The following is a 24,342-nucleotide window of genomic DNA, read 5'->3' on the forward strand; positions in this document are numbered from 1 at the left end:
GCGTGACTCTCTGTCAGGAAACCGTGGTGAAGGGACATTTCCATGCGGGTCGGAGTACTGACCGGAGGCGGCGACTGCCCCGGGCTCAACGCCGTCATCCGGGCCATCGTCCGTAAGGGCGTGCAGGAGTACGGCTATGACTTCGTCGGCTTCCGGGACGGCTGGCGCGGACCTCTCGAAGGCGACAGCGTGCGCCTCGACATCCCCGCGGTGCGCGGCATCCTGCCCCGCGGCGGCACCGTCCTCGGCTCCTCGCGCACCAACCCCCTCAAGGCGGAGAACGGCGTCCGCCGCATCAAGGAGAACCTGGCCAAGCAGGAGATCGACGCTCTGATCACGATCGGCGGCGAGGACACCCTGGGGGTCGCCGCGCGCCTGTCCGACGAGTACGGCGTGCCGTGTGTCGGCGTGCCCAAGACGATCGACAACGACCTGTCCGCGACCGACTACACCTTCGGCTTCGACACCGCGGTCGGCATCGCCACGGAGGCCATCGACCGCCTCCACACCACCGCCGAGTCCCATATGCGCGTCCTGGTCTGCGAGGTGATGGGCCGTCATGCCGGCTGGATCGCCCTCCACTCCGGCCTCGCCGGCGGTGCCAACGTCATCCTCATCCCCGAGCAACGCTTCGACCTCGACCAGGTGTGCGCCTGGATCACCTCCCGGTTCAAGGCGTCGTACGCACCGATCGTGGTCGTCGCGGAAGGCGCGATGCCGAAGGACGGGGACGCGGTCCTGAAGGACGAGTCGCTCGACTCCTTCGGGCACGTCCGCCTGTCCGGCGTCGGCGAGTGGCTGGCGAAGGAGATCGAGAAGCGCACCGGCAAGGAGGCCCGCACCACCGTCCTCGGTCACATCCAGCGCGGCGGCACGCCCAGCGCCTTCGACCGCTGGCTGGCCACCCGCTTCGGCCTGCACGCCATCGACTGCGTCCACGACGGCGACTTCGGCACGATGGTCGCCCTGCGCGCCACCGACATCGTCCGCGTCCCCCTCGCCGAGGCCACGGCCAGGCTGAAGACGGTGGACCCGAAGCTGTACGAGGAGATCGGGGTGTTCTTCGGCTGACGGCAGCCCCAGGACGGCTACACGGTCGTACGGCGCAGCTGACCGACCAGTTCCCGTACGACCGTTGCCCCGTTCAGGGTCAGGATCGACTCCGGGTGGAACTGCACCCCGGCGAACCCCGGACCCCGCAGCGCGTGCACCTCACCGTCGGGGGCCCGGCTCACCTCCACCCCGTGCGCGGCCAGCTCACGGGCCGTCTCCTCGTCGCAGCGGGCCACGAAGCTGTTGTAGAAGCCGACCGTCTCGGGCCGTCCGAACAGGTCGATCGTGGTCTGCACCCCCTGGTGGGGGACCTGCTTGCGGACGATCTCCAGCCCGAGCTCCGCCGCGATCAGTTCGTGCCCGAGGCAGACGCCGAGCACGCCGTACCGGTGCGCCCGGATCACCTCGGCGGTGAGATTCCGCAGGAACCGCATCTTGGCGTCGTCGAGCTCGCAGGGGTCACCGGGACCGGGCCCGATGACGACCGGCCCCTCGTGCGCGAGCACCGCCCTCCGCAGTCCCGGCTCGTCGTACCGCCGGACGGTGACGTCCAGCCCGCTCGACCGCAGCATGTGCGCGAGCATCGCCGTGAAGGTGTCCTCGCCGTCGACGACGAGAGCCCGGCCGGTGAGCTCCTGTGCCGGTTCCTGCATCCGCAGCCAGAAGGGCGCGAGCGCGGCCCGCCGCCCGTCCAGCGCCGCCCGCACCCGCGGGTCGTCGGCCAGCCGGGGCCGCTGACGCTCCGCGTGCGGCCGGGACGGCCGTACTCCGAGGGCCGCCAGCACGCCCGCCGCCTTCGCGTGCGTCTCCGCGACCTCGCCCGCCGGGTCCGAGCCGCGCACCAGCGTGGCGCCGACCGGCACCCGCAGACGTCCACCGGCGGAGATGTCGGCGGTGCGGATCAGGATGGGGGAGTCCAGGGTCTGTGCGCCCCCGGAGTCGCGGCCGAGCAGGGCCAGCGCGCCCGCGTAGTAGCCACGACCGCCGACTTCGTGCCGCTCGATGACCCGGCACGCGTTCTGCACCGGCGACCCGGTCACCGTCGCCGCGAACATGGTCTCCTTCAGCACCTCCCGTGCGTCCAGGGAGGACTTCCCGCGCAGCTCGTACTCGGTGTGCGCGAGGTGGGCCATCTCCTTCAGCCGCGGCCCGACGACGACGCCGCCCATGTCGCCGACGGTGCACATCATCTTCAGTTCCTCGTCGACGACCATCGACAGCTCCTCGATCTCCTTGCCGTCGGCGAGGAAGGAGAGCAGGTGCTCCGGGGTCGGCCCCCCGGCGGGATACCGGTACGTCCCGCTGATCGGGTTCATGACGACGGTCCCGCCGGACATCCGGACGTGCACCTCGGGGCTGGCCCCCACCAGCGTCCGGTCCCCGGTGTGCACGACGAAGGTCCAGTAGGCGCCGCGCTCGTCCTGCAGCAGCCGCCGGAACAGCGCGAGCGCGTCGGCCCGGCCGAATCCCGGGATCTCGCCCTCGTACGTGCGCCGGATCACGAAGTTCGCCCCCTCGCCCCGGCCGATCTCCTCGTCCAGCACCCGGGCGACGATCTCGCCGTACTCCTCGTCGCCGACGTCGAAGCCACCGCCCTCGACGCGCACCTCGTGCGCCGGCAGCCGGCCCAGCGCCACGTCGAGCGGGATCTCGTACGACTCCTCGGGGGTCAGCACCAGCAGGGGGGTGCCGTCGTCGCGGACGTCGAAGCCGCGCTCGCGGATCTGCCGGAACGGGACCAGCGCGAGGCCCTCGCCGGGCAGGTCGGCGAGCCGGTCGTGGCCGGTCACCGGGCCGAGGAGCACTTCGACCGGGTGCGTGTCGCGGCCGGGCGTGCGGCGGCGGAGCAGGGCGAAGGGGCGGTCGTCGTGCAGGAGCTGTGCCAGGTCCATGGTTCCTCTTCCGTCGATGTCGGTGAGGAACGGCCCCGGACACACCGAAGGCCGCCCCTCGGGCGGCCTTCGCGAAGTCTGGTGTACGCGCGATCAGTGGGCCGCCGGATGAGCGGTCCACCACCAGGTGCGGGTCGAGTGCGCGAACATGCCCGGCACCCTACCCCATGCCGGGGGAGACCGCGGGATGCCACCGACGGTTACGATCTTCGTTCTGTACTTGACATGTCCCATTCGCTTTTACGGAAGGTACGCATGGGATTCATACGGGGTTCCAGGCTCCTGGCCTGCCTGGCGGCCACGGCGGCGCTGCTGACCGGCCTCACGGCCCAGCCCGCCTCGGCCGCGGATTCGCCGACGGTGACGAAGCTCTCCCTCGGCGCCGACCAGTTCAAGCTGACCGACACCAGCTATGTCTCGGCCGCGAACAATCTCTACAACAACCACCTCACCAGCCACGCCAACCTCACGGACGTCGTCACCACCGACTACACGAAGAACTCCTCCGGTGCGACGGACAGCTGGCTGAACCTGCGCTCGATGCGCTCCTGCGCCGGCACCGAGACCAAGGCACTGCCCCCGGTGGGCACCAAGAAGGCCTGGTGCTGGTCGAACGCCCACACCGACGACACCAGCCCGCACTGGTGGCCGCAGGGCCTGAGCAGCACGGGCACCGCCGACGGCGGCGACGGCGCCATCCAGGGCAAGCACGTCGTGGCGGTCTCCTGGCACTACCGGACCCTCAGCAACGAGGACTCCAGGGACTGCACGACCAACAACCTGCTCAAGATGACCTTCATCGACCGGGACACCGGCAAGTACCGCCACGTCCTGCTCGCCGAGCCCACCGACTCGGGCAACAACTTCAAGTTCGTGACCGGCCACGGCGGCGGCATCGTCTGGTACGCGAACTACCTCTACGTCACGGACACCGCGAACGGCATCCGGGTCTTCGACATCAACAAGCTCGCCAAGGTCGACACCTACGGCTCCGGCGTGGGCACCTACGGGATCGACGGCGCCGGCCGGTCCAGCGCCTGCGGCTACCCGTACGTCCTGCCGGAGGTCCACTACTACAAGCAGGCGGGCACGCCGTCCGACTGCTCGGGCAACACCATCGACCCCGAGCAGCTGTGCTTCTCCTGGCTCTCGCTGGACAAGACCGGCGGCGGCCCCTTCAAGCTGGTCGCCGGCGAGTGGCAGGGCTACGTCGACGGCGCCCGCGTGGTGCGCTACCAGCTGAACCCGACCAGCTCCTCCACATACCCCGGCCTGCTCAACATGTCCGGCGGTAGAACCGTGATCCAGGACGCCTACGCCGCCTCCCGCTACCGGGGCCTGCAGGGCGGTATGACCTGGACCGACAGCCAGGGCGTGCTGAACTTCGGCTTCCACAAGGGGTGCGGCACCGTGCCCGGCGTGTACTCGCACACCTGGGTGGGCGACACCCGCGCCGCGACGAGCTGCGCGGCCGGCGGCAACTGGGCGGCGGGCCCGCCGCAGGCCCTGAGCTACTGGCCGAAGCTCGACGCCGACCAGGTCGACGAGGTGTGGGGGCTGACCGAGGGCATCTGTGCGGGCAGCGACCTGCGAACGGCGCACACCGAGTTCAAGGCCGCCACGGACGACAGCGACGTGTGCTGGAACTACAAGGGCACGGACAACCTCTCCCTGCGCACGGTCTTCGCCGTCGGTTTCACCGACCCGGCGGTGCAGAACCTGCACTGACGGTCTGCGCCGACGTTCCGGACGGGTCCGCCGTGCACACCTCGCGCGGCGGACCCCTGCGTCTCACCTGGTGAGCCCGCGGCATGTATGCGTGCGGTGACCCCGTAATGTGGAGAACGTGACCGTGAACGCAACCAGCCCGAGCGCTGGCAACACCTGGCGAAACCTGCCCGCGGCGCAGCAGCCCGAGTACCCCGACCCCGAGGCTCTGCGCGCAGTGATCGCGGACCTCGAGTCGTATCCGCCGCTCGTCTTCGCGGGCGAGTGCGACCAGCTGCGCGCCCGGATGGCGGCCGTCGCCAAGGGAGAGGCGTTCCTCCTCCAGGGCGGCGACTGCGCCGAGGCCTTCGACGCGGTGTCCGCCGACCACATCCGCAACAAGCTCAAGACGCTGCTCCAGATGGGTGCCGTCCTCACCTACGCGGCCTCGGTGCCCGTGGTGAAGGTCGGCCGTATCGCCGGACAGTACTCCAAGCCCCGCTCCAAGCCGACCGAGACCCGCGACGGCGTGACGCTGCCGACCTACCGCGGCGACTCCGTCAACGGCTTCGACTTCACCGAGGCCGCCCGCGTCCCGGACCCCGAGCGCCTGAAGCGGATGTACAACGCCTCCGCCTCCACGCTGAACCTGGTGCGCGCCTTCACCACCGGCGGTTACGCCGACCTGCGCCAGGTGCACGCCTGGAACCAGGACTTCGTGAAGACCTCCCCGTCGGGCCAGCGCTACGAGCAGCTCGCGCGGGAGATCGACAACGCGCTGAACTTCATGCGGGCCTGCGGTGCGGAGCCGGAGGAGTTCAAGACCGTCGAGTTCTTCTCCTCGCACGAGGCGCTGCTGCTGGACTACGAGTCCGCCCTGACCCGGGTCGACTCGCGCACCGGCAAGCTGTACGACGTCTCCGCGCACATGGTGTGGATCGGTGAGCGCACCCGGCAGCTGGACGGCGCGCACATCGAGTTCGCCTCGCAGATCCGCAACCCGATCGGCATCAAGCTCGGCCCGACCACGACGGCCGAGGAGGCGCTGCAGTACATCGACCGCCTCGACCCCGAGCGGGAGCCGGGCCGGCTGACCTTCATCGTCCGGATGGGCGCCGACAAGATCCGCGACAAGCTCCCCGAGCTGGTCGAGAAGGTCACGGCGTCCGGCGCGACGGTGGCCTGGGTGACCGACCCGATGCACGGCAACACCTTCGAGGCGGCCTCCGGGCACAAGACCCGCCGCTTCGACGACGTGCTCGACGAGGTCAAGGGCTTCTTCGAGGTCCACAAGGCGCTCGGCACCCACCCGGGCGGCATCCATGTGGAGCTGACCGGCGACGACGTCACCGAGTGCGTGGGCGGCGGCGACGAGATCTTCGTCGACGATCTGCACCAGCGCTACGAGACGGCCTGCGACCCGCGGCTGAACCGCAGCCAGTCGCTGGACCTGGCGTTCCTGGTCGCGGAGATGTACCGGGACCAGTAGGCACCTGAAGGGGCGCGGATCACACAGGATCCGCGCCTCCTCCTCTTTTGCGGGTGCCGGGGGATGGGTAAGGTTAGGTTTGCCTCACCGAGAAACGGGATGGCAGTACACAGAGCGATCCCGTCGGGAGGTGAATCCGCGTGTACGTCTGCAGCTGCTTCGGGATCACCGAGGCCCAGGTCCAGCAGCACGCGCAGGACGGTGCCTGCACCCCGCGCCAGATAGCCTCCGCCTGCAAGGCGGGCACGGACTGCGGCTCCTGCGTCCGCCGGATCCAGGCACTCCTCGGCCGGGGCGCCTGTCCGCGCCGCGAGCTGGCCGACCAGGGCAAGCCGGTGCTGGCGGAGATCGCCGCGGACATACCCGCCGACCTCCCCGAGGCGGCGTAGGGTTCAGCTGCTCTCCGGCTGCTCGATCAGCTGGGAGAGGTAGAGCGCCTCGCCGAGCTTCTCCAGCAGTTCCAGCTGGGTGTCGAGGTAGTCGATGTGGTGCTCCTCGTCGGCGAGGATGTCCTCGAAGATGTTGGCGGACGTGATGTCCCCCTTCTCGCGCATCACCTTGATGCCCCGCCGGAGCCGGTCGATCGCCTCGACCTCGATCTGCCGGTCGGCCTCGAACATCTCCCGCACCGTCTGCCCGACGCGGACGTGGAAGAGCCGCTGGTAGTTGGGCAGCCCCTCCAGGAACAGGATCCGGTCGGTGAGCACCTCCGCGTGCTTCATCTCGTCGAACGACTCGTGCCGTGTGTACTTGGCGAGCTTGTACCAGCCGAAGTTCTCCTGCATCTTCGCGTGCAGGAAGTACTGGTTGATCGCGGTCAGCTCGCCGGTGAGCTGCTCGTTGAGGAACTCGATGACCTCGGGGTCGCCCTGCATCGCAGCGGCTCCTTCCACACGGGTTACGGGAGAGGGTGCGGCGGCATGATCGCACCGGCAACGAAGATCGTCCAGTAAGTGTCTACTTAGTAGATACGTCCCGAGTTGGTGCTGCTTGTCCGATTCTTGAAAGGGTGGTCAAGGGCACTGCCCGAGGTCTGTCAGGATGGATACATGGGTCATCCGGTGGAGCGCGAGTCTGGAGCAGCGGCAGGGCCCGAGCTTCCGCCGGGTCAGCGGCTCCAGCGCGGCTGGCCGGTCACGCACTACGGGCCCGTACCGAAGTTCCGGCCCGAGCGCTGGGAGTTCCGGGTCTTCGGCGCCACCGCCGACGGTGACAAGCACGTCTGGAACCACGAGGAGTTCACGGCCCTGCCGTACACCACCGTGGTGGCCGATCTGCACTGCGTGACGAAGTTCAGCATGACCGGCGCGGAGTGGGGCGGCATCCCCGCCCGCACCCTCCTGGAGCTGGCCCCGCCGGCGCCCGACGTCACCCACGTGATGGTGTGGGCGGAGTACGGCTTCAGCTCGAACCTCCGCCTGTCGGACTTCACGTCCGAGCGCACCATCTTCGCCACCCACAAGGACGGCGAGCTGCTCACCGCCGAGCACGGCTTCCCGGTCCGGCTGATCGTGCCCCACCTGTACGCCTGGAAGGGCCCCAAGTGGGTCCGCGGCGTGGAGTACATGACCGCCGACCGCCGCGGCTTCTGGGAGGAGCGCGGCTACCACAACATCGGCGATCCCTGGAAGGAGCAGCGCTACTCCTACCAGGAGGCACCGGGCGAGGGCCCGGAACTCTGACCGGCCTCAGCCGTCCCTGAGCTTCTTCAGCCGCTCCACGTCCGCCGCGTGCCCCTCCTTGCCGCCCGGCGTCTCGATGATCAGCGGGACGCCCGCGGTCGCCGGGTGGGTCATCAGGGCGCGGAAGGGGTCCTCGCCGATGTGGCCGGCGCCGATGTTCTCGTGCCGGTCCTTGTGCGCGCCGGCCACGTCCTTGGAGTCGTTCGCATGGATCAGCTTCAGCCGGCCCTCGCCGACGGTGCCGACCAGCAGGTCGAGCGTCCGGTGCATGCCGCTCGGGCCGGTCAGGTCGTGCCCCGCGGCGAAGATGTGGCAGGTGTCCAGGCACACGCCCAGCTTCGGATGGGCGTCCAGTGCCTCGAAGTACGGGCCGAAGTCCCAGGTGCGGGAGCACAGTGAGGCGCCCTGTCCGGCGGTCGACTCCAGCAGCAGGAACGGATCGTCGTCGTGGGTCAGCTCGTCCAGCAGCGGCAGCATGTGCTCGCGCACCTGCTTCAGCGCCACGTCCCGGGCCCGCCCGCCGGTGGCGCTCCCGGTGTGCACGACCACACCCAGCGCGCCGATCTCCCGCCCGCGCCGCAGCGAGTGCCTGAGCGACTCCACCGACCGCTCCACGGTCGCCTCGGTGTGCGAGCCGAAGTTGATCAGGTACGGGGCGTGCACGTACGCCGGGACCGACCGCTCGGCACACTCCTGCCGGAACGCCTCGTCCTGCCGCGGGTTCCCGGCGGGTGTGGCCCAGCCTCGCGGATTGGCCACGAAGACCTGCACGGTCTCCGCACGCAGCTCACGGGCGTACGACAGCCCCACGGAGTGCAGACCGCCGGCCACGGGGACATGACCGCCGACGGGGTTGCGCGGAAGGGGCGAGGGGACGGGCGGGGGCTGAACGGGACTCACCCGTTCAGGGTGTCATGCCCGCCACGGCCGCCGGACCACGGCCTGCGGTGACCCCCGTCACCGGATGGTGATGGTGATGGTCGACCCCTTGGGAGCCGTGTCGCCGCCCTCCACCGACTGCTTCTTCACGGTGTCACCGAACAGACCGAGCAGCCCGCGGTCCTCGTCCACCGTGAAGCCCGCGCCCTCCAGCGCCTTGTGGGCGTCGTCCACGCTGTCGCCGACCACGTCCGGCACCTCGACCATCTGCGGCCCCTTGGACAGCGTCAGCGTCACCGTGTCGCCCTCGGCGGCCGGGCTGCCGTCGCCCGGGCTCTGCCGGGCCACCTTGCCCTTGTCGACGTCGGAGTTGACCTGCTGCGGGGCGATCACCACCTTCAGGCCGGCGTCCGTCAGCTCCTGCTTGGCCTCGTCCAGGTCGTCACCGGTGACGTCCGGCACGTCGATCGGGCTGCCCTTGCTGACGGTCAGCGCGATCGCCGAGCCGGCGTGCCGTTTGGTGCCCGCCTTCGGCGTTGTGGCGATCACCGAGCCCTTGGCGACGCTCTCGCTGAACTCCCGGGTCACCATGCCCGGCTCCAGCCCGTCCGCCTTCAGCCGCGCCCGCGCCTCGGCCAGCGGGCGGCCCGCGACATCCGGCACGTTCACCGTCTCGGGGCCCAGCGAGATGGTCAGCGTCACCGCGTCGTGATCGCGGATCCGGGCGCCGGGCGCCGGGTCGGTGCCTATGACCGTGCCCCGCTGGACGGTGTCGTTGTACGCGCGCTTGACCTGTCCGACCTCCAGCCCGGCCGCCTCCAGCCGGTCCCGCGCCTGCGCCTCGGTCTTCGACAGCAGCGGCGGGACCTTCGTGAACTGGCCGGAGTTGATGTACCAGACGCCGGCGCCCACGCCGAACACCACCAGCACGGCGGCGACGATCGTCAGCACCAGACGCCTCGGCCGGCGGGGCGCCGGCGGTGGCGCCTGCAGCCGGCTGGTGTGCTGGACGGCACTCCCGGCCGGCCCGTCCTCGTTGACGGGCAACGGCCGCGGCACGGTCAGCGAGCGCGGGATCACGCTCGTACGGTCCTCGGCGTTGTCGTGCTCCGCGGTGAGCGCCTGCGGCGGCACCGCGTCCAACTGCTCGGCGCTCAGCCCGAGGCGTGCCTCGCGCAGCTGGGCGAGCAGCGCCACGGCGTCGTACGGCCGGATGTCCGGGGTGCGCGCGGTCGCCGACGCGACCAGCTCGTCCAGCTCGTACGGCAGGCCCGGCACCAGCGCCGAGGGCGGCGGCACGTCCTCGTGGATGTGCTTGTAGAGCACCTGCGCGGGGGAGTCCCCGGAGTGCGGCTTGCCGCCGGTCAGCATCTCGTACAGCACGACACCGCAGGCGTAGACGTCGACCCGGGGATCGGCGGTGCCCTGCTCGATCTGCTCGGGCGCGAGATACGACACGGTCCCGAGGACGGCGCCGGTCGTGCTGGTCACCGTGTCCACGGACCGCACCAGCCCGAAGTCGGCGACCTTGACCCGGCCGTCATCCCCTATCAGCACGTTCTCGGGTTTCATGTCCCGGTGCACGAACCCGGCCCGGTGCGCGGCACCCAGCGCGGCCAGCACCGGCTCCAGGATGTCCAGCGCGGCCCGCGGCTGCAGTGCGCCCCGTTCGCGCAGCACGTCCCGCAGGGTGCACCCGGCGACGTACTCCATCGCCAGGTACACGTACGACCCGTCGGTCCCCTGGTCGAAGACCTGCACCACATTCGGGTGTGCCAGCCGCGCGACGGACTTGGCCTCCCGGATGAACCGCTCCACGAACGAACCGTCCGACGCGAGCGTCGGGTGCATCACCTTCAGCGCGAGAACGCGGTCCAGACGGATGTCCAGGGCCCGGTAGACCGTGGCCATCCCGCCGACCGCGATCCGTGCGTCGACGCGATAACGGCCGTCGAGCACCTGCCCGACGAGGGGGTCCTGAAGGGTCGTATCCACGCAGGGGAGTCTACGAGGGCCGACCGACAGTGCCGCACGCTGTGCTGTTCCGGGGACGGAATGCAGCACAGCTGTGACTCGCCCGCGATCAGAAGGCCGGGCGCTCGGGATCGAGGTGGGCGCGCCCCTCGGCCGGGGAGGAGGCCTCCGCGAAGTGCCTGCGCGGAATCCGCCCGGCCAGCCGGGCCAGCCGGCCGCCCTCCACCGCATGCCGCATCGCGGCGGCCATCAGCTCCGGCTCCTGCGCCCGCGTCACCGCCGAGGCCAGCATCACCCCGGCACAGCCCAGCTCCATGGCCAGCGCGGCGTCCGACGCCGTGCCCGCCCCCGCGTCCAGAATCACCGGCACCCGCGCGTGCTCGACGATCAGCTGGAAGTTGTGGGGGTTGCGGATCCCGAGCCCGGACCCGATCGGCGACCCCAGCGGCATCACCGCCGCACACCCGACGTCCTCCAGCTTCCGTGCCAGCACAGGATCGTCATTGGTGTACGGCAGCACCGTGAACCCGTCGTCGACCAGCGTCTCCGCCGCCTCCAGCAGTTCCACCGGATCCGGCAGCAGCGTCCGCTCGTCGGCGATGACCTCCAGCTTGACCAGGTCCGTGCCCAGTGCCTCCCGCGCCAGCCGCGCGGTCAGCACGGCCTCGCCCGCGGTGAAACAGCCCGCCGTGTTCGGCAGCACCCGGATGCCCAGCTTCTCCAGCACCGACAGCACCGAGCCGTGCACGGACGGGTCCACCCGCCGCATCGCGACCGTCGTCAGCTCGGTGCCGGAGGCGGCCAGCGCCCGCTCCAGCACCTCCAGGCTGGGCGCACCGCCCGTGCCCATGATCAGCCGCGACGAGAACGCCGTACCCCCGAGGACCAGAGGATCGTCGGCCATGGCTCAGCCTCCCTGGACCGCGGTGAGGACTTCGACGCGATCGCCCTCGGCCAGCGCCGTGGCCGCCCACTGCGCGCGCGGGACGACGGTCTCGTTGACGGCGGCGGCCACTCCGGAGGGCGCCGCGACCAGCGACCGTACGACGGTGTCGAGAGCGGTACCCGGGACGATCTCCCGGCGCTCTCCGTTGACGGAGATGGAAAGGGTGACGGAGATGGTCATGCGGGCTGCTCCATGAGGACGGCGGCGCCGAAGCGCTGGGGCGTGAACGGACGGGCCACTTCCGGAAGTTGACCGCCGGTCAGCAGCTGGGCCAGTACATCGCCGGTGACCGGTGTGAGCAGCACCCCGTTGCGGTAGTGCCCGGTGGCCAGCAGCAGCCCGTCGAGCCCGGACGGGCCGAGCAGCGGCGCGTTGTCGGGGGAGCCGGGGCGCAGCCCGGCCCGGGTCTCGGTGAGCGGCAGTTCGGTGATGCCCGGCACCAGCTCATGGGCGTCGCGCAGTAGCTCGTACACCCCGCCCGCGGTGACGGTCGTGTCCCAGCCCAGCTCCTCGCTGGTGGCACCGACGACGAGTTCGCCGTTCTCGCGGGGCACCAGATAGACCTGGCTGCCGCGGACGACGGCCCGTACGGTGCGGCTGAGGAACGGCGCGTACCGGCGCGGCACCGTCAGCCGCAGCACCTGGCCCTTCACCGGCCGCACCGGCGGCAGCAGCGCCTCGGGCACGCCCGCGAGCCGTCCGCTCATGCTCCCGGCCGCGAGGACGACCTGGCCGGCGCGCAGCCCGGTGCCGTCCGCGAGCGTGACCCCGGCGGCCCGGTCCCGTACGACGTCCAGCCGTTCCGCCCACGCCCGGTGGAACACCACCCCGGCCCGCTCGCACGCGGTCACCAGGGCCGCCGCGAGCCGGCGCGGGTCGATCTGGTGGTCGCCGTCGACCCGCAGGCCGCCGCGCACCCCGGGCGCCAGCATCGGCTCCAGACGCCGGCAGTCCCGCCCGGACAGCCACTCGGACTCCAGGCCGCAGCGCCGCTGCAGGGCGTGCAGTTCCCGCAGATGTGCGCGGTCGTCGGCGTCGAGCGCGACCTGGAGGGTGCCGCAGCGGCGGTAGCCGAGGTCGTGGCCGGTCAGCTCGGTCAGCTCGGCCGCGAAGTCCGGGTAGCGGCGGGCCGATTCCAGATTCAGGGCGAGCAACGTCTCCTCGCCGTAGTGCAGTTCGGTGACCGCGGCCAGCATCCCCGCCGCGACCCGCGCGGCCCCGCCGCCGGGCTCGGGGTCCGCCACGGCCGTGGCGAGCCCGCGCTGCGCCGCGCGCCAGGCCGTGACCAGGCCGATGATGCCGCCCCCGATGACGAGGACGTCGGACGTGTCGGATGTACGTGACGACATGGGCGTCCAGCCCCTCCCTTCGCCGGCATGACCCGGATCAGGTTCGTACGGTCGGAGGCCGCCAGCCTCCCTCTCAGCCCGGTGCGTCCGGGCTCCCGCGAGTGCTTGTACGGTGGCCACCCTAGCCCGCCCCGCTCGTCACCCGTAAGGGAGCCCCTGCCCGTGCCCCGGTCGCTCGACGGACTGATCCTCGCCCCCGTGGCGGACCAAGCCCCAGGTCAGGTGGGCTCCCGCACCCGGTTCGCCTACCACGAGAAGGCTGGCGAGATCTGGGCCGAGTACGCGGGGGGCGACGTGGTACGCGGCCATCTGGTCGGCACCCGGGAGGGCGACCGGCTGGACTTCCGCTATGTCCAGCTGAGGACCGACGGCACGACCGCCTCGGGGCACTGTGTGTCCACGGTCGTCGAGCTGCCGGACGGGCGGGTACGCCTGGAGGAGACCTGGGAGTGGGAGTCGCGGGCGGGCTCCGGCACGAGTGTTGTGGAACAGGTCACCGAGCACGCCCGCTGACTGACGCTGCGTCACTGTCTATGGTGATCAGGTGAGCCAGCAGACAGCACAAGAGGGCACGTCACAAGGGCGGCGCGTGGTCGTCGTCGGCGCCGGCATGGCCGGGGTGCAGACCGCGGTCGCCCTGCGCGAACAGGGCTTCAAGGGCACCGTCACCCTCATCGGCGCCGAACCCCACCAGCCGTACGACCGGCCGCCGCTGTCCAAGGCCGTACTGCTCGGCAAGGCCGAGGACTCCGCCTTCGACGTGGACTTCGAGTCGCTCGGCGTCGAGCTGCGGCTCGGCTGCGAGGTACTGGGCGTGCGCCCCGCCGCACACGAGCTGGACACCGAGCAGGGCCCGGTGCCGTACGACGTCCTGGTCCTCGCCACCGGTGCCGAACCGATCAGCCTGCCCGGCACCGAGGGCGTCCCCGGCGTGCACCTGCTGCGCACCCTGGACGATGCCGAACGGCTGCGGCCGGTGCTCGCCCGGCAGCACGAGATCGTGGTCGTCGGCGCCGGCTGGATCGGCGCCGAGTTCGCCACGGCCGCCCGCGAGGCCGGCTGCGCGGTGACCGTCGTGGAGGCAGCCGACCGCCCGCTCGCCGGCGCCCTGCCCGCCGAGGTCGCCGCCCCGATGGCCGCCTGGTACGCCGACGCCGGCGCCGAACTGCGCACGCTCGCGCGCGTGGAGCGCGTCGAGCCCGGCGCGGTCGTGCTCGCCGACGGCACCCGGCTGCCCGCGGGCGCCGTCGTCGTCGGCATCGGCGCCCGCCCCGCCACCATCTGGCTGGCCGGTTCCGGCATCGAACTGGGCCCGCACGGGGACGTCCTCGCCGACGACCGGCTGCGCACCTCCGTGCAGGACGTGTACGCCGTCGGCGACTGCGCCTCCTTCCCCTCCGCCCGCTACGGCGAACGGCTGCTCGTCCACCACTGGGACAACGCCCTGCAGGGTCCTCGCACGGTCGCCGCGAACATCCTCGGCGAGACCCCGGCGGTCTACGACCCGGTCCCGTACTTCTGGTCCGAGCAGTTCGGCCGCTTCGTGCAGTACGCCGGCCACCACGCCGCGGCCGACCGCATGGTGTGGCGCGGCGACCCCGAGGGCCCCGCCTGGTCGGTGTGCTGGCTGCGCGAGGACCGCCTGGTAGCCCTGCTGGCCGTGGGCCGACCGCGTGATCTGGCGCAGGGCCGCAGGCTGATCGAGGCGGGCCGGACCATGGACGCGCAGGCACTGGCCGATCAGGGAAAGCCCCTGAAGGATGCAACCGCTGACTGAACAGCGCCCTGGTGACAGCGCCCCGTGAGGGGCGCGGGCCCAGTGATGTGCGGCGTTGCCGCGTGGGCGCGAGCCACCCCGACGTGCCGCAGCCGAAGGACGACCCGTCGCGGCACCCGGCGGAGCAGATCGCGGCCAGTCCGGCGGAGCGCCTACCCTTGGTGCCGTGACCGAGATTGACGCAAAGATCGATGCTCTCGTCCCCGCCTGGCTCACCCTCCCCGACATCGCCGAACAGCTCGGCGTCGAGGTGACGCGCGTGCGGCAGCTGGTCAAGGAGGGCCAGCTCATCGCCGTACGCCGAGGTGAGAACCGCGCGCTGCACGTCCCCGCCGCCTTCATCGACGGGGACAAGGTCGTCAAGGGCCTGTCCGGCACCCTGACGCTCCTGCGGGACGACGGCTTCACGGTCGAAGAGATGATCGAGTGGCTCTTCACCCCCGACCCGACCCTGCCCGGCACCCCCGCGCAGGCCCTGAGTGAGAATCGCGGCACGGAGGTGAAGCGCCGGGCCCAGGCGCTCGCCGTCTGAGCCGACCCGCAGCGCGCGCGGTGGCGTGCCGGCCCTCATGGCCGTACGCCACCCGCGCCGGCCGCCCGCACACCCATCAGGGGGGACCACGTATGTCCGACACCGCACGCGCCGCGCTCGCCGACGCCCGTCTGTACCTCTGCACGGACGCGCGCACGCGCCAGGGCGACCTGCCCGAGTTCCTGGACGCGGTCCTGGCCGGCGGTGTCGACATCGTCCAGCTGCGCGACAAGGGCCTGGAGGCCGCCGAGGAGCTGCAGCACCTGGAGGTCTTCGCGGACGCCTGCGCCCGGCACGGCAAGCTCCTCGCGGTGAACGACCGCGCGGACGTCGCGCACGCCGCCCGCGCCGATGTGCTGCACCTCGGCCAGGGCGACCTGCCGGTCCCCGCGGCCCGCGCCGTCCTCGGCGACGAGGTGCTGATCGGCCGCTCCACGCACGCCGAGTCCGAGGCCGCCGCGGCCGCCGTGCAGGACGGCGTGGACTACTTCTGCACCGGCCCCTGCTGGCCCACACCGACCAAGCCCGGCCGCCACGCTCCGGGACTCGACCTGGTCCGGTACACCGCCGGCCTGGGCACCGAACGCCCCTGGTTCGCGATCGGCGGCATCGACCTGTCCAACCTCGACCAGGTGCTGGACGCGGGCGCCCGCCGGGTGGTCGTCGTCCGCGCGATCACCGAGGCCGACGACCCCGGGGCGGCCGCGGCGGAGTTCGCGAAGCGGCTGCGGCAGGCCTAGCGGAGCCTGCTGTCCACCGGCCTGTGCACCGTCCCTGTCCACATTTCTGTCCAAGGAGTGGACAGGGGAGCGGCAATTCGGGCAAATTTCCGGCATTCGGTTGGGGGAGCGCCGAGCCCTGGCTAACCTGCCCGTATGGCCCTCGGAACCGCATCCACCAGGACTGATCGCGCACGCACCGTGCGCGAGATCCTCGCCACCGGCAAGACGACGTACTCGTTCGAGTTCTCGGCACCGAAAACCCCGAAGGGCGAGCGGAACCTGTGGAGCGCGCTCCGGCGGGTCGAGGCGGTCGCGCCCGACTTCGTCTCCGTGACCTACGGCGCCGGCGGTTCCACCCGCGCCGGCACGGTCAAGGAGACCCAGCAGATCGTCGCCGACACCACGCTCACCCCGGTCGCCCACCTCACCGCGGTCGACCACTCCATCGCCGAGCTGCGCAACATCATCGGCCAGTACGCGGACGCCGGGATCCGCAACATGCTCGCCGTGCGCGGCGACCCGCCCGGCGACCCGATGGGCGAGTGGATCCCGCACCCGCGGGGCCTGACCTACGCCGCCGAACTCGTCCGGCTCATCAAGGAGTCGGGCGACTTCTGCGTGGGCGTCGCCGCGTTCCCGGAGATGCACCCCCGCTCCACGGACTGGGACACCGACGTCGCCCGCTTCGTGGACAAGTGCCGTGCGGGCGCCGACTACGCCATCACACAGATGTTCTTCCAGCCGGAGTCGTATCTGAGGCTGCGCGACCGGGTGGCGGCCGCGGGCTGTGACACCCCGGTGATCCCCGAGGTCCTGCCGGTCACCAGCGTGAAGATGCTGGAACGGTTGCCCAGACTCAGCAACGCCGTCTTCCCGGACGCCCTGAAAGAGCGGATCCTCACAGCGAAGGACGATCCGGCGGCGGTACGCTCCATCGGTATCGACTTCGCCACGGAGTTCTGCGCTCGGCTGCTCGCCGAGGGAGTGCCCGGACTGCACTTCATCACGCTGAACAACTCCACGGCGACCCTGGAAATCTACGAGAACCTGGGCCTGCACCACCCCCCGCAGGCCTAGACCGGCCGCACCGCGATACGACACACTGCGTAGCGGTCACTGGGAGAGGGGCGTACATGGGCTGGACGGTCCTCTACATCGCGTTCGGCGTCGTCGCACTGTGGCTGCTGGGCGAGGTGCTGCTGCAGTACAAGGCACGCCTGCGCTGGCGGCTCCTCGCGTTCGCCGGTTTCCTCGGTGTCGTCGTCGGCGTGCTGATGCCGTCCGTGATCGTGATCGGCGTCGGTGCCATCGCCTTCGCGGTCGGCCAGACCTTCGTCACGGTCTCCTTCCGCCGTGGCTTCGCCGCGGGCTGGGCGGTCAAACGCCCGGAGGCCGAGACCGGCGGCGCCAGCAAGCGCCGCCGCGGCAAGGCGGACCGGTACGACCCGGAGGGCGCCGGCCTGGAGCCCGGCGGCCCGGACGACGACCGGGATCCCGGCCAGGCCGTCCCCTCGCAGGGCCACGGCGACTACGACGACGACTACCGCGACGACGTCTTCACCCCGGCCGCCCGTCCCGGGGACCCCACCGCCGCCGAGACCACCGCCGTCTACGAGCCGCAGCCCCTGCCCGAGGACACCGGCTCCTACGGCGTCTACGGCGACACCGCCTACGCCGGCGCCACCCAGGCCCAGGGCACCGAGCAGCAGAGCTACGCCTACGACTACTCGGGCTACGGCCAGCAGGGCTACGGCTATGACACCGGTGGACAGCAGGCCTACGCCAACTACTCCGACCCGTACATCGGCAACCAGCCCTACGGCGCTTCGTACGACACCGGCTACTCCGCGCAGTACGGCCAGCAGGGCTACACCCAGGATCCGTACGCCGGCGGCTACGGCGAGACCCCGGGGGGCGGCGCGTGGGTACCGCAGCAGCGCACCGACGAGACCTACGGCGGTGAACTTCCGCAGGAGCAGCCCTACCCGTACCAGGGACACGGCCATGCACAGCAGCCGCAGCCCGGCGCCGGGTACGACGAGCAGTACCGTTTCTGAGACCTGAGCCCGCTCACTGGGAGCCGCGGAACTCCGGCCCCTCCACGATCAGACCCGCCACCAGCGCACCGGACATGCCCGCGTGCGGCAGTCCGCCGCCGGGGTGCGACCAGCCGCCGACGGTGAAGAGGCCGGCCAGGTCGGTGCTGTTGCCCGGGTGCAGCAGGCGTCCGGCGCCGGCCGCGAGCGCCGGGGCCGGTATCGCGCCGCCCGCCGCGCCCGTGGCCTCCTCGACGGCGGCAGGGGTGCGCACCTCCTTCCAGAGGATGCGGTCCCGCAGACCGGGCACGGCCCGCTCCGCCGCCGTGATCATGTCCTCGGCGTGGTCGTCGAAGACCTGCCGCTCGGTCCCGCCCTGTCCCTGAGTCCGGGCGGGGACCGCCGAGAACAGCACGACCGACTCATGGGCGGCGTCCGGGACCAGCGCCGGGTCGCCGGGCCGCAGCACCGTGACCGTCGGGCGCGCCGCCATCCCCCCGGGGCTGCCGAACAGCAGCTTCCGCTCGCTCTCCGGGTCCTCCGCGTGCACCACGGTCCGGTGGGCAGCACCCTCGGGCCGCCCGCCGCGCAGCGCCAGCAGCACGGTCAGCCGACTCGGCATCCCGCGCTGCGGCGCGACCGCGCCCTCAGCGCGCCGGACCGCGCCCGTGACCGTCCGGCCGGGGGCGTCCGGGGCGACACCGGCCACCACGAAGTCCGCCTCGGCCACCGTCCCGTCCCTCAACTCCAGGCCCGCCGCACGGCCTTCCTTCTCCAGGATCCGTACGACCTCCGCCCCGAAGACGAACTCGACCCGCCGCTGCACGCACCGCTCGTACACCGCGCGCGCCAACTCTCGGATGCCGCCGCGCACATACCAGGTGCCGAAGGCGTGCTCCATGTAGGGCAGCACGGCCGCGCTCGCCGGAACGGTCCGCGGATCGAGGCCGTAGGCGAGGGCGGAGCTCTCCAGCAGAGCCGCCAGACGCTCGTCGCACAGTTCGAGGGAGCCGATCTCGGACAGCGTGCGCGCGTACCGCGTGCGCAGCAGGCGCCGGTGCGGGACGGCCGGATACGGCTCCTTCTCGGCCAGCACCTGCCAGTTCGGCCACAGCGGCTCCTCCAGCAGCGGCCTGCGCGTGCGGTCCCAGGCCTCCCGGGCCCGCACCAGGAACGCCCCCCAGCGCTCGCCCGCGCCCGCACCCAGCGCCTCGTCCAGGGCCGCGACCACACCCGCGCGCGAGGCGTTCGGCAGCGACACCTCGGTGCCGTCCGCGAAGACATGCCGCGCGGACGGATCGACCTGGACCAGCTCGACGCAGTCCTCCAGCGGCTCCTTGCCGGTCTTGACGAACAGGTCGCGGTACACGGCCGGCAGGGTGAGCAGTCCCGGGCCGGTGTCGAAGGCGAACCCGTCCCGCTCGAACCGGCGCACCGCGCCGCCGTACGTCTCCGTACGCTCGTACACCGCCACCCGGTGGCCCGCGACGGCCAGCCGGGCAGCGGCCGCCATCGCGCCCATCCCGGCGCCGATCACCGCAATCCGTGCCATGCCTGCGACTTTATCGACCGCCACTGACAATCCGGTCCGCGGGCGTGGGGTCGCGTGCGGGTGTCTGAGTATGCGTACTCAGGCCGCGAGATGAGTATGTGCGCGGATGGGCCGCGACCTGGGCGAACGGCAGAGTGGAGGCACGGCAAGGGGCGCGGCCCGGCACCGCCGGCACGGGGCGGCGGAACGGGGCTCGCCACCTGGCCGCTCCTTCCGCCGATCCGTCGGCGGAAGCGAGTCGGGGGACCCGGGGACGACCACCCACGGGGGACCATCGGGGGAAGACCGTACGGGGGAGTACGGGGAGTGCGAAGGCGCCGGTCCGGCAGCGGACCGGCGCCTTCCTCGTGTGTTCAGCCCTTGCCGCTCACGCGGCCCTGGAGCAGCCGGGACAGGGCGGAGTGGACGTCGTCCAGCGAGCGCTCCGGCTGGAAGGACTTCCAGTCCAGCGCGGCCACCAGGACCATGCCGACCAGCGCGGCCGCCGTCAGCTGCACGTCGATCTCGTCGCTGAACTCGCCGGCCGCCACGCCTTCGCGCAGCACGCCCTCGACGACCGCGACGGCCTCCTGCCGGACCACCATCAGCGTGGACTGCCAGGCCCGGTTGGTGCGCCACAGCTCGGCCACGTACAGCTGGGTGAAGGCCGGGTAGCGATCGATGAAGACCAGGCCCGCGCGGACCATCGCGTCCAGCGCGTCCACCTTGCTGCCGCCCTCGGCCGCGGTCTGCTCGGCCGCCTCCTTCAGGGAGGCGGTGAGCAGGCCCACACCGTGCCGCAGCAGCTCCTCGAAGAGGACAGACTTGCTCGCGAAGTTGTAGTAGACCGTGCCTTTCGCGACCCCGGCCCGCTCCGCGATCTCGTCCACCGTGGTGGCGGAGAAGCCCTGCTCGGCGATGAGCGTGACGGCCGCCTCGTAGAGCTTCTGCCGGGTGGCCTCGCGGCGCGTGCTGCCGCCTGACCTGGCGCTGCTGCTTTCCATGGCCCTGATTCTCACAGGTACGCGCGCGTGCGGTGGCCGCTTGCCGATCACAGACTCAGCTCGGGGTGCAGCCGGTCCAGCGTCCACACCTGGCGCTGCCGGGCCGCGAGGGCGGTCAGCGCGAGCGCGCCCGCGGTGAACGCGGCGAGCACACCGCACGCCTGCCACACCGGGCCGAGCCCGCCGCCCGTGATCAGCCGGCGCAGCGCCTCCACGATGTAGCTCATCGGCAGGAACGGGTGGATCGCGTTGAAGAAGCGCGGGCTGGTCTGCACCGGATAGGTGCCGCCCGCCGAGGTCAGCTGGAGCATCAGCAGCGCGAGTACCAGGATCCGGCCGGCCGCGCCGAAGCGGGCGTTCAGCCACTGCACGATCGCCGCGAAGCACCCCGTGACCAGGCACAGGAAGCCGATCGTGCCCGCCGCGCGCAGCATCTGCAGACCGATCGCCCAGTGCAGTACGGCCATCAGGGCCACCACCTGGAGCACGCCCACCGCGGCCACCGGCAGCCAGCCCGCGAGCGCGATCCGCCAGGCCGGCGAACCGGCCGCCAGGGCACGCCGGTTGAGCGGCGGGATCAGCATGTAGGCGACCATCGCGCCCACCCACAGCGACAGCGGGATGAAGTACGGGGCGAAGCCGGTGCCGTAGTTCGGTGCCTTGTGCAGGTCGTGGGAGGCCAGCTGGACCGGGTCGGCCATCACGCCGGTGCGCTGGTCGCGGTCCTTCTTGTCGTAGTCCGGGATCTTCCCGGCGCCGTCGTGCAGTCCGCCGGCGAGCCTGTCCGAGCCGTCGGACAGCTTGTACAAGCCGCCGTTCAGGGTCTGCGCGCCCGAGGCGGCCGTGCCGATGCCCTTGTCCAGCGTGGTCGCGCCGGTCTGGGCGGTGCCGAGGCCGGTGTGCAGCTTCTTGGCGCCGGCGGCGACCTTCTGTGCGCCGGTGTTCAGCTCGTTGATCTTCGTGACGGCGTCGTCGACGTCCTCGTACAGATGGGGCGCGCGCTGTTCGAGTGCCGTGGCCTGCTTCTGGAGGGTGCCGAGGTTGTCCCGCATCGTCTTGAGGTCGCCGTCCTGGTCGGCGACGAGTGTGTTGAGGTCGTCCGCGACGGTGGCCACCTCGGCGGTGGCCGTCCTGGCCCGCTTGAGGTCGGCGCAGTTCGGGTCGGGTATCGCGGCGGTCTCGCAGCGCGCCTTGTAGATCGCGTCCAGGATGTCGGCGTTCGCGTGGGCGAGCTTCGCGGCGCCCGGGGCGTGTTTCACCAGGACGTCGAGATTGTCCTTGACGGTCTTGGCCGAGTCGGAGACCAGGCGGGCGGTGTCCCCGATGGTCTTCTCGTTGTCCTTCAGGAAGGGGCCGGCCGTGCCGTAGACACCGTTGACCTTGTCGGCGAGTGCCTTCGTGCCGTCGGCGACCTGCCGCGAACCGTCCTGCAGGTCACCGGCGCCCGTGTTGAGCTTCTTCAGGCCCGTGGCCAGCTTGCCGCTGCCGCTCTTGGCGTCCTTCAGCCCGTCGGCGAGGTCCTTGGAGCCCTTCTCCGCCTTTCCGATACCGGTGTTCAGCTTGTCGGCGCCCTCGGCGGCCGTGACGGTCTTGTCGTGGATGTCGGAGAAGGAGACGAAGATCTTGTCCAGGAAGGTGCGCGAGGTCTTCGTGGAGGCGGCCGAGCGGACCTCGTTGAAGACGCTGCGCGAGATCTGGCCGACGATGTAGTTGTTCGCGTCGTTGGTGCGCACCTGAAGGGCGCCGGTCTGCGGGGAGTCGCCGGAACTGGAGGCGATCCGCCGGCTGAGGTCGGCCGGCAGGGTCAGCGACAGGTAGTACGTGCCGTCCTCGACGCCCCGGCGGGCCTCCTCGTCGCTCACCTGGTGCCATGCGAAGGTGCGGCTGTCGCGCAGCCCGTCGACGATGTCGTCACCGGCGGTGATCTTCTTCCCGCCCGCCGTGGCGCCCTTGTCGTCGTTCACCAGGGCCACCGGGATGCGGTCCAGACGGCCGTACGGGTCCCAGAAGGACCACAGGTACAGGGCGCCGTAGAGCAGGGGCAGCACGAGCAGGGCGACTAGGGCGGCGCGCGGCAGCCTCCCGCGCCCGAAGCGCCTCAGCTCAAGCGCGGCCAGCCTAGGCGAGCGCATCGACGTCCTCCTTCGGGTCGCTGTTCCCGCCGCTCTTGCGGGCGTCCGTCTCGCCGTCGGTCCGGCTGTCCGTCTCGCCGTCCGTCCGGCCCTGCGTCTCGCCGCTCCGGCCGGCCTCCGCCTCGGTGTCCGCGGGTCCCGTCCGTACGACGACGCAGTCACCGGGGGCGGTGCGGCACACGACCGCCACCGTCGTCCCCGCGCGCGTGAGGGACCGCAGCACGTCCCACAGTTCGGCGCGCTCGCCGTCCGAGAGCTTCATGTCGATGTCGTCGACGCCGAGCAGTCCGGGCCGCCCCAGCAGGGCCAGCGCGAGGGACAGGCGCAGTTCCTGCGGTCGCTCCAGGTCACGCACGGCCGTCCGGGAGCCCTTGGGCAGCGTTTCGAGATCGAGTCCGGCGGCGGCCAGGGCCGCGTCGACGCGCAGCCGTGCCTCGTGCGTGCGCTGGGGGCGGGGGCGCAGCAGGTCGCGCAGGGAGTCGCCGAAGCGGCTCTGCAGCAGGGCCCGTTCGCGCAGGTGCTCGCCGACGGTCAGGGCCGGCTCCAGGTCCGTCACCCCGGCCACGTTGGCGACCGCGCTGACGCGGCGCAACCCGGCCATGTGCCGGGGGAGTTTGAATCCGCCGACGGTGGCCACTCCCTCGGTGGGCTTCATCCGTCCGGTGAGCGCGAGCAGCAGACAGGTGCGGCCGGAGCCGGACGGTCCCTCGATCGCGATGAGTGAGCCGGGTCCCGCGTCGAGGGTGATGCCTCGGAAGGCCCACCCTCGCGGCCCTTTGAGCCCGAGGCCCTCGGCCCGGACGTGCATGCCGTCCACAAGCCCCCCTGCTGTTGTTTTTGAACTGACTGGTCAGTGCAAAAATACGCCCGAATCTGTGATCGAGGCAAAGCCCCAGGTCAGAACGGATTGTCAGTGCCATACCTCACGATGGGCACATACGGCATTCGTGCCGTCACCCAGACGACAGGAGGTTCGTCATGGCCAGCCCGTCCGCAGCCGCCGCCCGCCGGCGCCGCGCCACCGGCCCTGCCCCCTCACTGACCGGCCCGGCGAGCGACGTGCACCCCGTGCTCCGCCGGGCCACGGCCCCGCCCGCCGCCCTCGACCTGCTCGCCCAGGCCCGTGCCGGACTGGACGAGGCCACCGTCCTGGAAACACCGAACGAGCGCTATGCGACGGCCCACCTCGCCGCCCTGCGCACCGCCGCCGCGGTGCTCGCCGCCCTGGGCCGCCCCGAGACCTCCCCGCGCCGCCGCGCCCGGATCCGCAGCGCCTGGGAAGTGCTGCCCGAGATCGCCCCCGAACTGACCGAGTGGAGCGCGCTGTTCGCCTCCGGCGCCGCCCGCCGTGCCCGCGCCGAGGCCGGCATCCAGGGAGCGGCGAGCCGACGGGACGCCGACGACCTGATACGGGACGTGGGCATGTTCCTGCGCATCGTCGAGCGGATGCTCGTCCTCCAGCCCGTTCTGCCCCAGCCCCGTCAGGACACCGGTGAGCCGGACGGCCCGAGAGCGCGCGGTGACCTTCCGGACGCCGGCTGACCACCGGCCGGAGGCGCGAGGGGCCGCGAGCGTCGCGCGAGACCCACCGGCCGTCCCCGGCCGAGGTGACCAGGCAGGGCACCGGAGGCAATAGG

General features: G+C 71.6%; 24 protein-coding genes and 1 riboswitch. Of the genes, 12 read left to right on the forward strand and 12 right to left on the reverse strand.

What is annotated here, in order from left to right; genetic code table 11:
- Positions 1 to 42 precede the first annotated feature (42 nt).
- Positions 43 to 1,071, forward strand: coding sequence for a 6-phosphofructokinase (locus ACIGXP_RS19740; RefSeq protein ID WP_363218952.1), 1,029 nt, complete (start codon positions 43 to 45; stop codon positions 1,069 to 1,071).
- A gap of 17 nt (positions 1,072 to 1,088) precedes the next feature.
- On the opposite strand, the gene ACIGXP_RS19745 is transcribed toward ACIGXP_RS19740, so the two are convergent.
- Together ACIGXP_RS19745 and ACIGXP_RS19750 are read right to left on the reverse strand one after the other, a co-directional pair.
- Positions 1,089 to 2,945 carry an anthranilate synthase family protein gene (locus ACIGXP_RS19745; RefSeq protein WP_399769950.1) on the reverse strand — a complete coding sequence of 619 codons (1,857 nt, stop codon included), beginning with the start codon at positions 2,943 to 2,945 and terminating at the stop codon, positions 1,089 to 1,091.
- A gap of 93 nt (positions 2,946 to 3,038) precedes the next feature.
- Positions 3,039 to 3,179 (reverse strand): trp operon leader peptide, encoded by a 141-nt coding sequence (locus ACIGXP_RS19750; RefSeq protein ID WP_399769952.1) that lies wholly within the window; start codon positions 3,177 to 3,179, stop codon positions 3,039 to 3,041.
- 21 nt (positions 3,180 to 3,200) lie between these two features.
- Here ACIGXP_RS19750 and ACIGXP_RS19755 point away from each other — a divergent pair, with 21 nt between their 5' ends.
- From ACIGXP_RS19755 to ACIGXP_RS19765, 3 genes are all read left to right on the forward strand, one after another.
- A complete protein-coding gene (locus ACIGXP_RS19755) occupies positions 3,201 to 4,673 on the forward strand; it encodes a hypothetical protein (protein ID WP_399769955.1) in 1,473 nt (490 codons plus the stop codon).
- A 118-nt stretch (positions 4,674 to 4,791) separates the two neighbouring features.
- On the forward strand, positions 4,792 to 6,141 hold the full coding sequence (locus tag ACIGXP_RS19760; protein WP_363218956.1) for a class II 3-deoxy-7-phosphoheptulonate synthase: 1,350 nt from the start codon (positions 4,792 to 4,794) through the stop codon (positions 6,139 to 6,141).
- A 140-nt stretch (positions 6,142 to 6,281) separates the two neighbouring features.
- Complete coding sequence (locus tag ACIGXP_RS19765) at positions 6,282 to 6,530, forward strand: (2Fe-2S)-binding protein (protein WP_363218958.1); 249 nt, start codon at positions 6,282 to 6,284, stop codon at positions 6,528 to 6,530.
- 3 nt (positions 6,531 to 6,533) lie between these two features.
- Here the strand turns inward: ACIGXP_RS19765 and bfr are convergent, their stop codons facing one another.
- Positions 6,534 to 7,016 (reverse strand): bacterioferritin, encoded by a 483-nt coding sequence (bfr, locus tag ACIGXP_RS19770; protein ID WP_363218959.1) that lies wholly within the window; start codon positions 7,014 to 7,016, stop codon positions 6,534 to 6,536.
- 174 nt (positions 7,017 to 7,190) lie between these two features.
- On the opposite strand from bfr, the gene ACIGXP_RS19775 reads away from it, so the two are divergent.
- Positions 7,191 to 7,823 (forward strand): sulfite oxidase-like oxidoreductase, encoded by a 633-nt coding sequence (locus ACIGXP_RS19775; RefSeq protein WP_363218960.1) that lies wholly within the window; start codon positions 7,191 to 7,193, stop codon positions 7,821 to 7,823.
- 6 nt (positions 7,824 to 7,829) lie between these two features.
- Here the strand turns inward: ACIGXP_RS19775 and ACIGXP_RS19780 are convergent, their stop codons facing one another.
- The 5 genes from ACIGXP_RS19780 to thiO all read right to left on the reverse strand — a co-directional run bounded on the left by ACIGXP_RS19780 (position 7,830) and on the right by thiO (position 12,971).
- The gene (locus ACIGXP_RS19780) at positions 7,830 to 8,723 is read right to left on the reverse strand and encodes a deoxyribonuclease IV (RefSeq protein WP_363218961.1); all 894 of its coding nucleotides are present in this window, start codon (positions 8,721 to 8,723) and stop codon (positions 7,830 to 7,832) included.
- A 57-nt stretch (positions 8,724 to 8,780) separates the two neighbouring features.
- A complete protein-coding gene (gene pknB, locus ACIGXP_RS19785) occupies positions 8,781 to 10,697 on the reverse strand; it encodes a Stk1 family PASTA domain-containing Ser/Thr kinase (protein ID WP_399769960.1) in 1,917 nt (638 codons plus the stop codon).
- A gap of 88 nt (positions 10,698 to 10,785) precedes the next feature.
- Positions 10,786 to 11,580, reverse strand: a complete 795-nt coding sequence (locus ACIGXP_RS19790) for a thiazole synthase (RefSeq protein ID WP_363218964.1) — start codon at positions 11,578 to 11,580, stop codon at positions 10,786 to 10,788.
- A gap of 3 nt (positions 11,581 to 11,583) precedes the next feature.
- Complete coding sequence (thiS, locus tag ACIGXP_RS19795) at positions 11,584 to 11,802, reverse strand: sulfur carrier protein ThiS (protein ID WP_363218965.1); 219 nt, start codon at positions 11,800 to 11,802, stop codon at positions 11,584 to 11,586.
- A complete protein-coding gene (thiO, locus tag ACIGXP_RS19800) occupies positions 11,799 to 12,971 on the reverse strand; it encodes a glycine oxidase ThiO (protein WP_399769963.1) in 1,173 nt (390 codons plus the stop codon). The genes thiS and thiO overlap by 4 nt, the downstream gene beginning before the upstream one ends.
- A riboswitch (TPP riboswitch) is annotated at positions 12,969 to 13,080 on the reverse strand. It overlaps the preceding gene by 3 nt.
- Before the next feature lie 53 nt (positions 13,081 to 13,133).
- Between thiO and ACIGXP_RS19805 the strand changes: the two genes are divergently transcribed.
- The 6 genes from ACIGXP_RS19805 (at position 13,134) to ACIGXP_RS19830 (ending at position 18,059) form a co-directional block, all read left to right on the forward strand.
- Positions 13,134 to 13,484 (forward strand): hypothetical protein, encoded by a 351-nt coding sequence (locus ACIGXP_RS19805; RefSeq protein WP_399769965.1) that lies wholly within the window; start codon positions 13,134 to 13,136, stop codon positions 13,482 to 13,484.
- A 31-nt stretch (positions 13,485 to 13,515) separates the two neighbouring features.
- Entirely contained in the window at positions 13,516 to 14,748 is a 1,233-nt protein-coding gene (locus tag ACIGXP_RS19810; RefSeq protein WP_399769968.1) for an NAD(P)/FAD-dependent oxidoreductase, read from the forward strand.
- 166 nt (positions 14,749 to 14,914) lie between these two features.
- Complete coding sequence (locus ACIGXP_RS19815; protein WP_055707421.1) at positions 14,915 to 15,280, forward strand: Rv2175c family DNA-binding protein; 366 nt, start codon at positions 14,915 to 14,917, stop codon at positions 15,278 to 15,280.
- Between the two features lie 92 nt (positions 15,281 to 15,372).
- Complete coding sequence (gene thiE, locus ACIGXP_RS19820) at positions 15,373 to 16,020, forward strand: thiamine phosphate synthase (RefSeq protein WP_363219876.1); 648 nt, start codon at positions 15,373 to 15,375, stop codon at positions 16,018 to 16,020.
- A 135-nt stretch (positions 16,021 to 16,155) separates the two neighbouring features.
- Positions 16,156 to 17,079, forward strand: coding sequence for a methylenetetrahydrofolate reductase [NAD(P)H] (gene metF, locus ACIGXP_RS19825; protein WP_363219877.1), 924 nt, complete (start codon positions 16,156 to 16,158; stop codon positions 17,077 to 17,079).
- Positions 17,080 to 17,135: 56 nt separating this feature from the next.
- Complete coding sequence (locus tag ACIGXP_RS19830; RefSeq protein WP_399769973.1) at positions 17,136 to 18,059, forward strand: hypothetical protein; 924 nt, start codon at positions 17,136 to 17,138, stop codon at positions 18,057 to 18,059.
- Positions 18,060 to 18,072: 13 nt separating this feature from the next.
- Here ACIGXP_RS19830 and ACIGXP_RS19835 read toward each other — a convergent pair whose 3' ends face one another.
- The 4 genes from ACIGXP_RS19835 to ACIGXP_RS19850 form a co-directional block, all read right to left on the reverse strand.
- Entirely contained in the window at positions 18,073 to 19,590 is a 1,518-nt protein-coding gene (locus ACIGXP_RS19835) for a phytoene desaturase family protein (protein WP_399769975.1), read from the reverse strand.
- A gap of 353 nt (positions 19,591 to 19,943) precedes the next feature.
- Entirely contained in the window at positions 19,944 to 20,573 is a 630-nt protein-coding gene (locus tag ACIGXP_RS19840) for a TetR/AcrR family transcriptional regulator (RefSeq protein WP_363219880.1), read from the reverse strand.
- A gap of 47 nt (positions 20,574 to 20,620) precedes the next feature.
- Complete coding sequence (locus ACIGXP_RS19845) at positions 20,621 to 22,705, reverse strand: YhgE/Pip family protein (RefSeq protein ID WP_399769977.1); 2,085 nt, start codon at positions 22,703 to 22,705, stop codon at positions 20,621 to 20,623.
- Entirely contained in the window at positions 22,692 to 23,513 is an 822-nt protein-coding gene (locus tag ACIGXP_RS19850; protein WP_399770492.1) for an ATP-binding cassette domain-containing protein, read from the reverse strand. The genes ACIGXP_RS19845 and ACIGXP_RS19850 overlap by 14 nt, the downstream gene beginning before the upstream one ends.
- A gap of 170 nt (positions 23,514 to 23,683) precedes the next feature.
- Here ACIGXP_RS19850 and ACIGXP_RS19855 point away from each other — a divergent pair, with 170 nt between their 5' ends.
- A complete protein-coding gene (locus ACIGXP_RS19855) occupies positions 23,684 to 24,247 on the forward strand; it encodes an SAV_6107 family HEPN domain-containing protein (protein ID WP_363219882.1) in 564 nt (187 codons plus the stop codon).
- The last annotated feature ends 95 nt before the right edge of the window (positions 24,248 to 24,342 follow it).

Source organism: Streptomyces sp. NPDC053069 (genome assembly GCF_044546895.1).
GTDB lineage: Bacteria > Actinomycetota > Actinomycetes > Streptomycetales > Streptomycetaceae > Streptomyces.

What these genes read in the sequence shown, in the direction of transcription:
- ACIGXP_RS19835 (WP_399769975.1), bottom strand. Translation starts at nt 19,590, where the DNA reads ATGGCACGGATTGCGGTGATCGGCGCCGGGATGGGCGCGATGGCGGCC.
- ACIGXP_RS19740 (WP_363218952.1), top strand. Translation starts at nt 43, where the DNA reads ATGCGGGTCGGAGTACTGACCGGAGGCGGCGACTGCCCCGGGCTCAAC.
- ACIGXP_RS19830 (WP_399769973.1), top strand. Translation starts at nt 17,136, where the DNA reads ATGGGCTGGACGGTCCTCTACATCGCGTTCGGCGTCGTCGCACTGTGG.
- thiE (WP_363219876.1), top strand. Translation starts at nt 15,373, where the DNA reads ATGTCCGACACCGCACGCGCCGCGCTCGCCGACGCCCGTCTGTACCTC.
- ACIGXP_RS19750 (WP_399769952.1), bottom strand. Translation starts at nt 3,179, where the DNA reads ATGGGACATGTCAAGTACAGAACGAAGATCGTAACCGTCGGTGGCATC.
- ACIGXP_RS19775 (WP_363218960.1), top strand. Translation starts at nt 7,191, where the DNA reads ATGGGTCATCCGGTGGAGCGCGAGTCTGGAGCAGCGGCAGGGCCCGAG.
- thiS (WP_363218965.1), bottom strand. Translation starts at nt 11,802, where the DNA reads ATGACCATCTCCGTCACCCTTTCCATCTCCGTCAACGGAGAGCGCCGG.
- ACIGXP_RS19855 (WP_363219882.1), top strand. Translation starts at nt 23,684, where the DNA reads ATGGCCAGCCCGTCCGCAGCCGCCGCCCGCCGGCGCCGCGCCACCGGC.
- ACIGXP_RS19755 (WP_399769955.1), top strand. Translation starts at nt 3,201, where the DNA reads ATGGGATTCATACGGGGTTCCAGGCTCCTGGCCTGCCTGGCGGCCACG.
- ACIGXP_RS19790 (WP_363218964.1), bottom strand. Translation starts at nt 11,580, where the DNA reads ATGGCCGACGATCCTCTGGTCCTCGGGGGTACGGCGTTCTCGTCGCGG.
- metF (WP_363219877.1), top strand. Translation starts at nt 16,156, where the DNA reads ATGGCCCTCGGAACCGCATCCACCAGGACTGATCGCGCACGCACCGTG.
- thiO (WP_399769963.1), bottom strand. Translation starts at nt 12,971, where the DNA reads ATGTCGTCACGTACATCCGACACGTCCGACGTCCTCGTCATCGGGGGC.
- ACIGXP_RS19745 (WP_399769950.1), bottom strand. Translation starts at nt 2,945, where the DNA reads ATGGACCTGGCACAGCTCCTGCACGACGACCGCCCCTTCGCCCTGCTC.
- ACIGXP_RS19840 (WP_363219880.1), bottom strand. Translation starts at nt 20,573, where the DNA reads ATGGAAAGCAGCAGCGCCAGGTCAGGCGGCAGCACGCGCCGCGAGGCC.
- ACIGXP_RS19845 (WP_399769977.1), bottom strand. Translation starts at nt 22,705, where the DNA reads ATGCGCTCGCCTAGGCTGGCCGCGCTTGAGCTGAGGCGCTTCGGGCGC.
- bfr (WP_363218959.1), bottom strand. Translation starts at nt 7,016, where the DNA reads ATGCAGGGCGACCCCGAGGTCATCGAGTTCCTCAACGAGCAGCTCACC.
- ACIGXP_RS19850 (WP_399770492.1), bottom strand. Translation starts at nt 23,513, where the DNA reads ATGCACGTCCGGGCCGAGGGCCTCGGGCTCAAAGGGCCGCGAGGGTGG.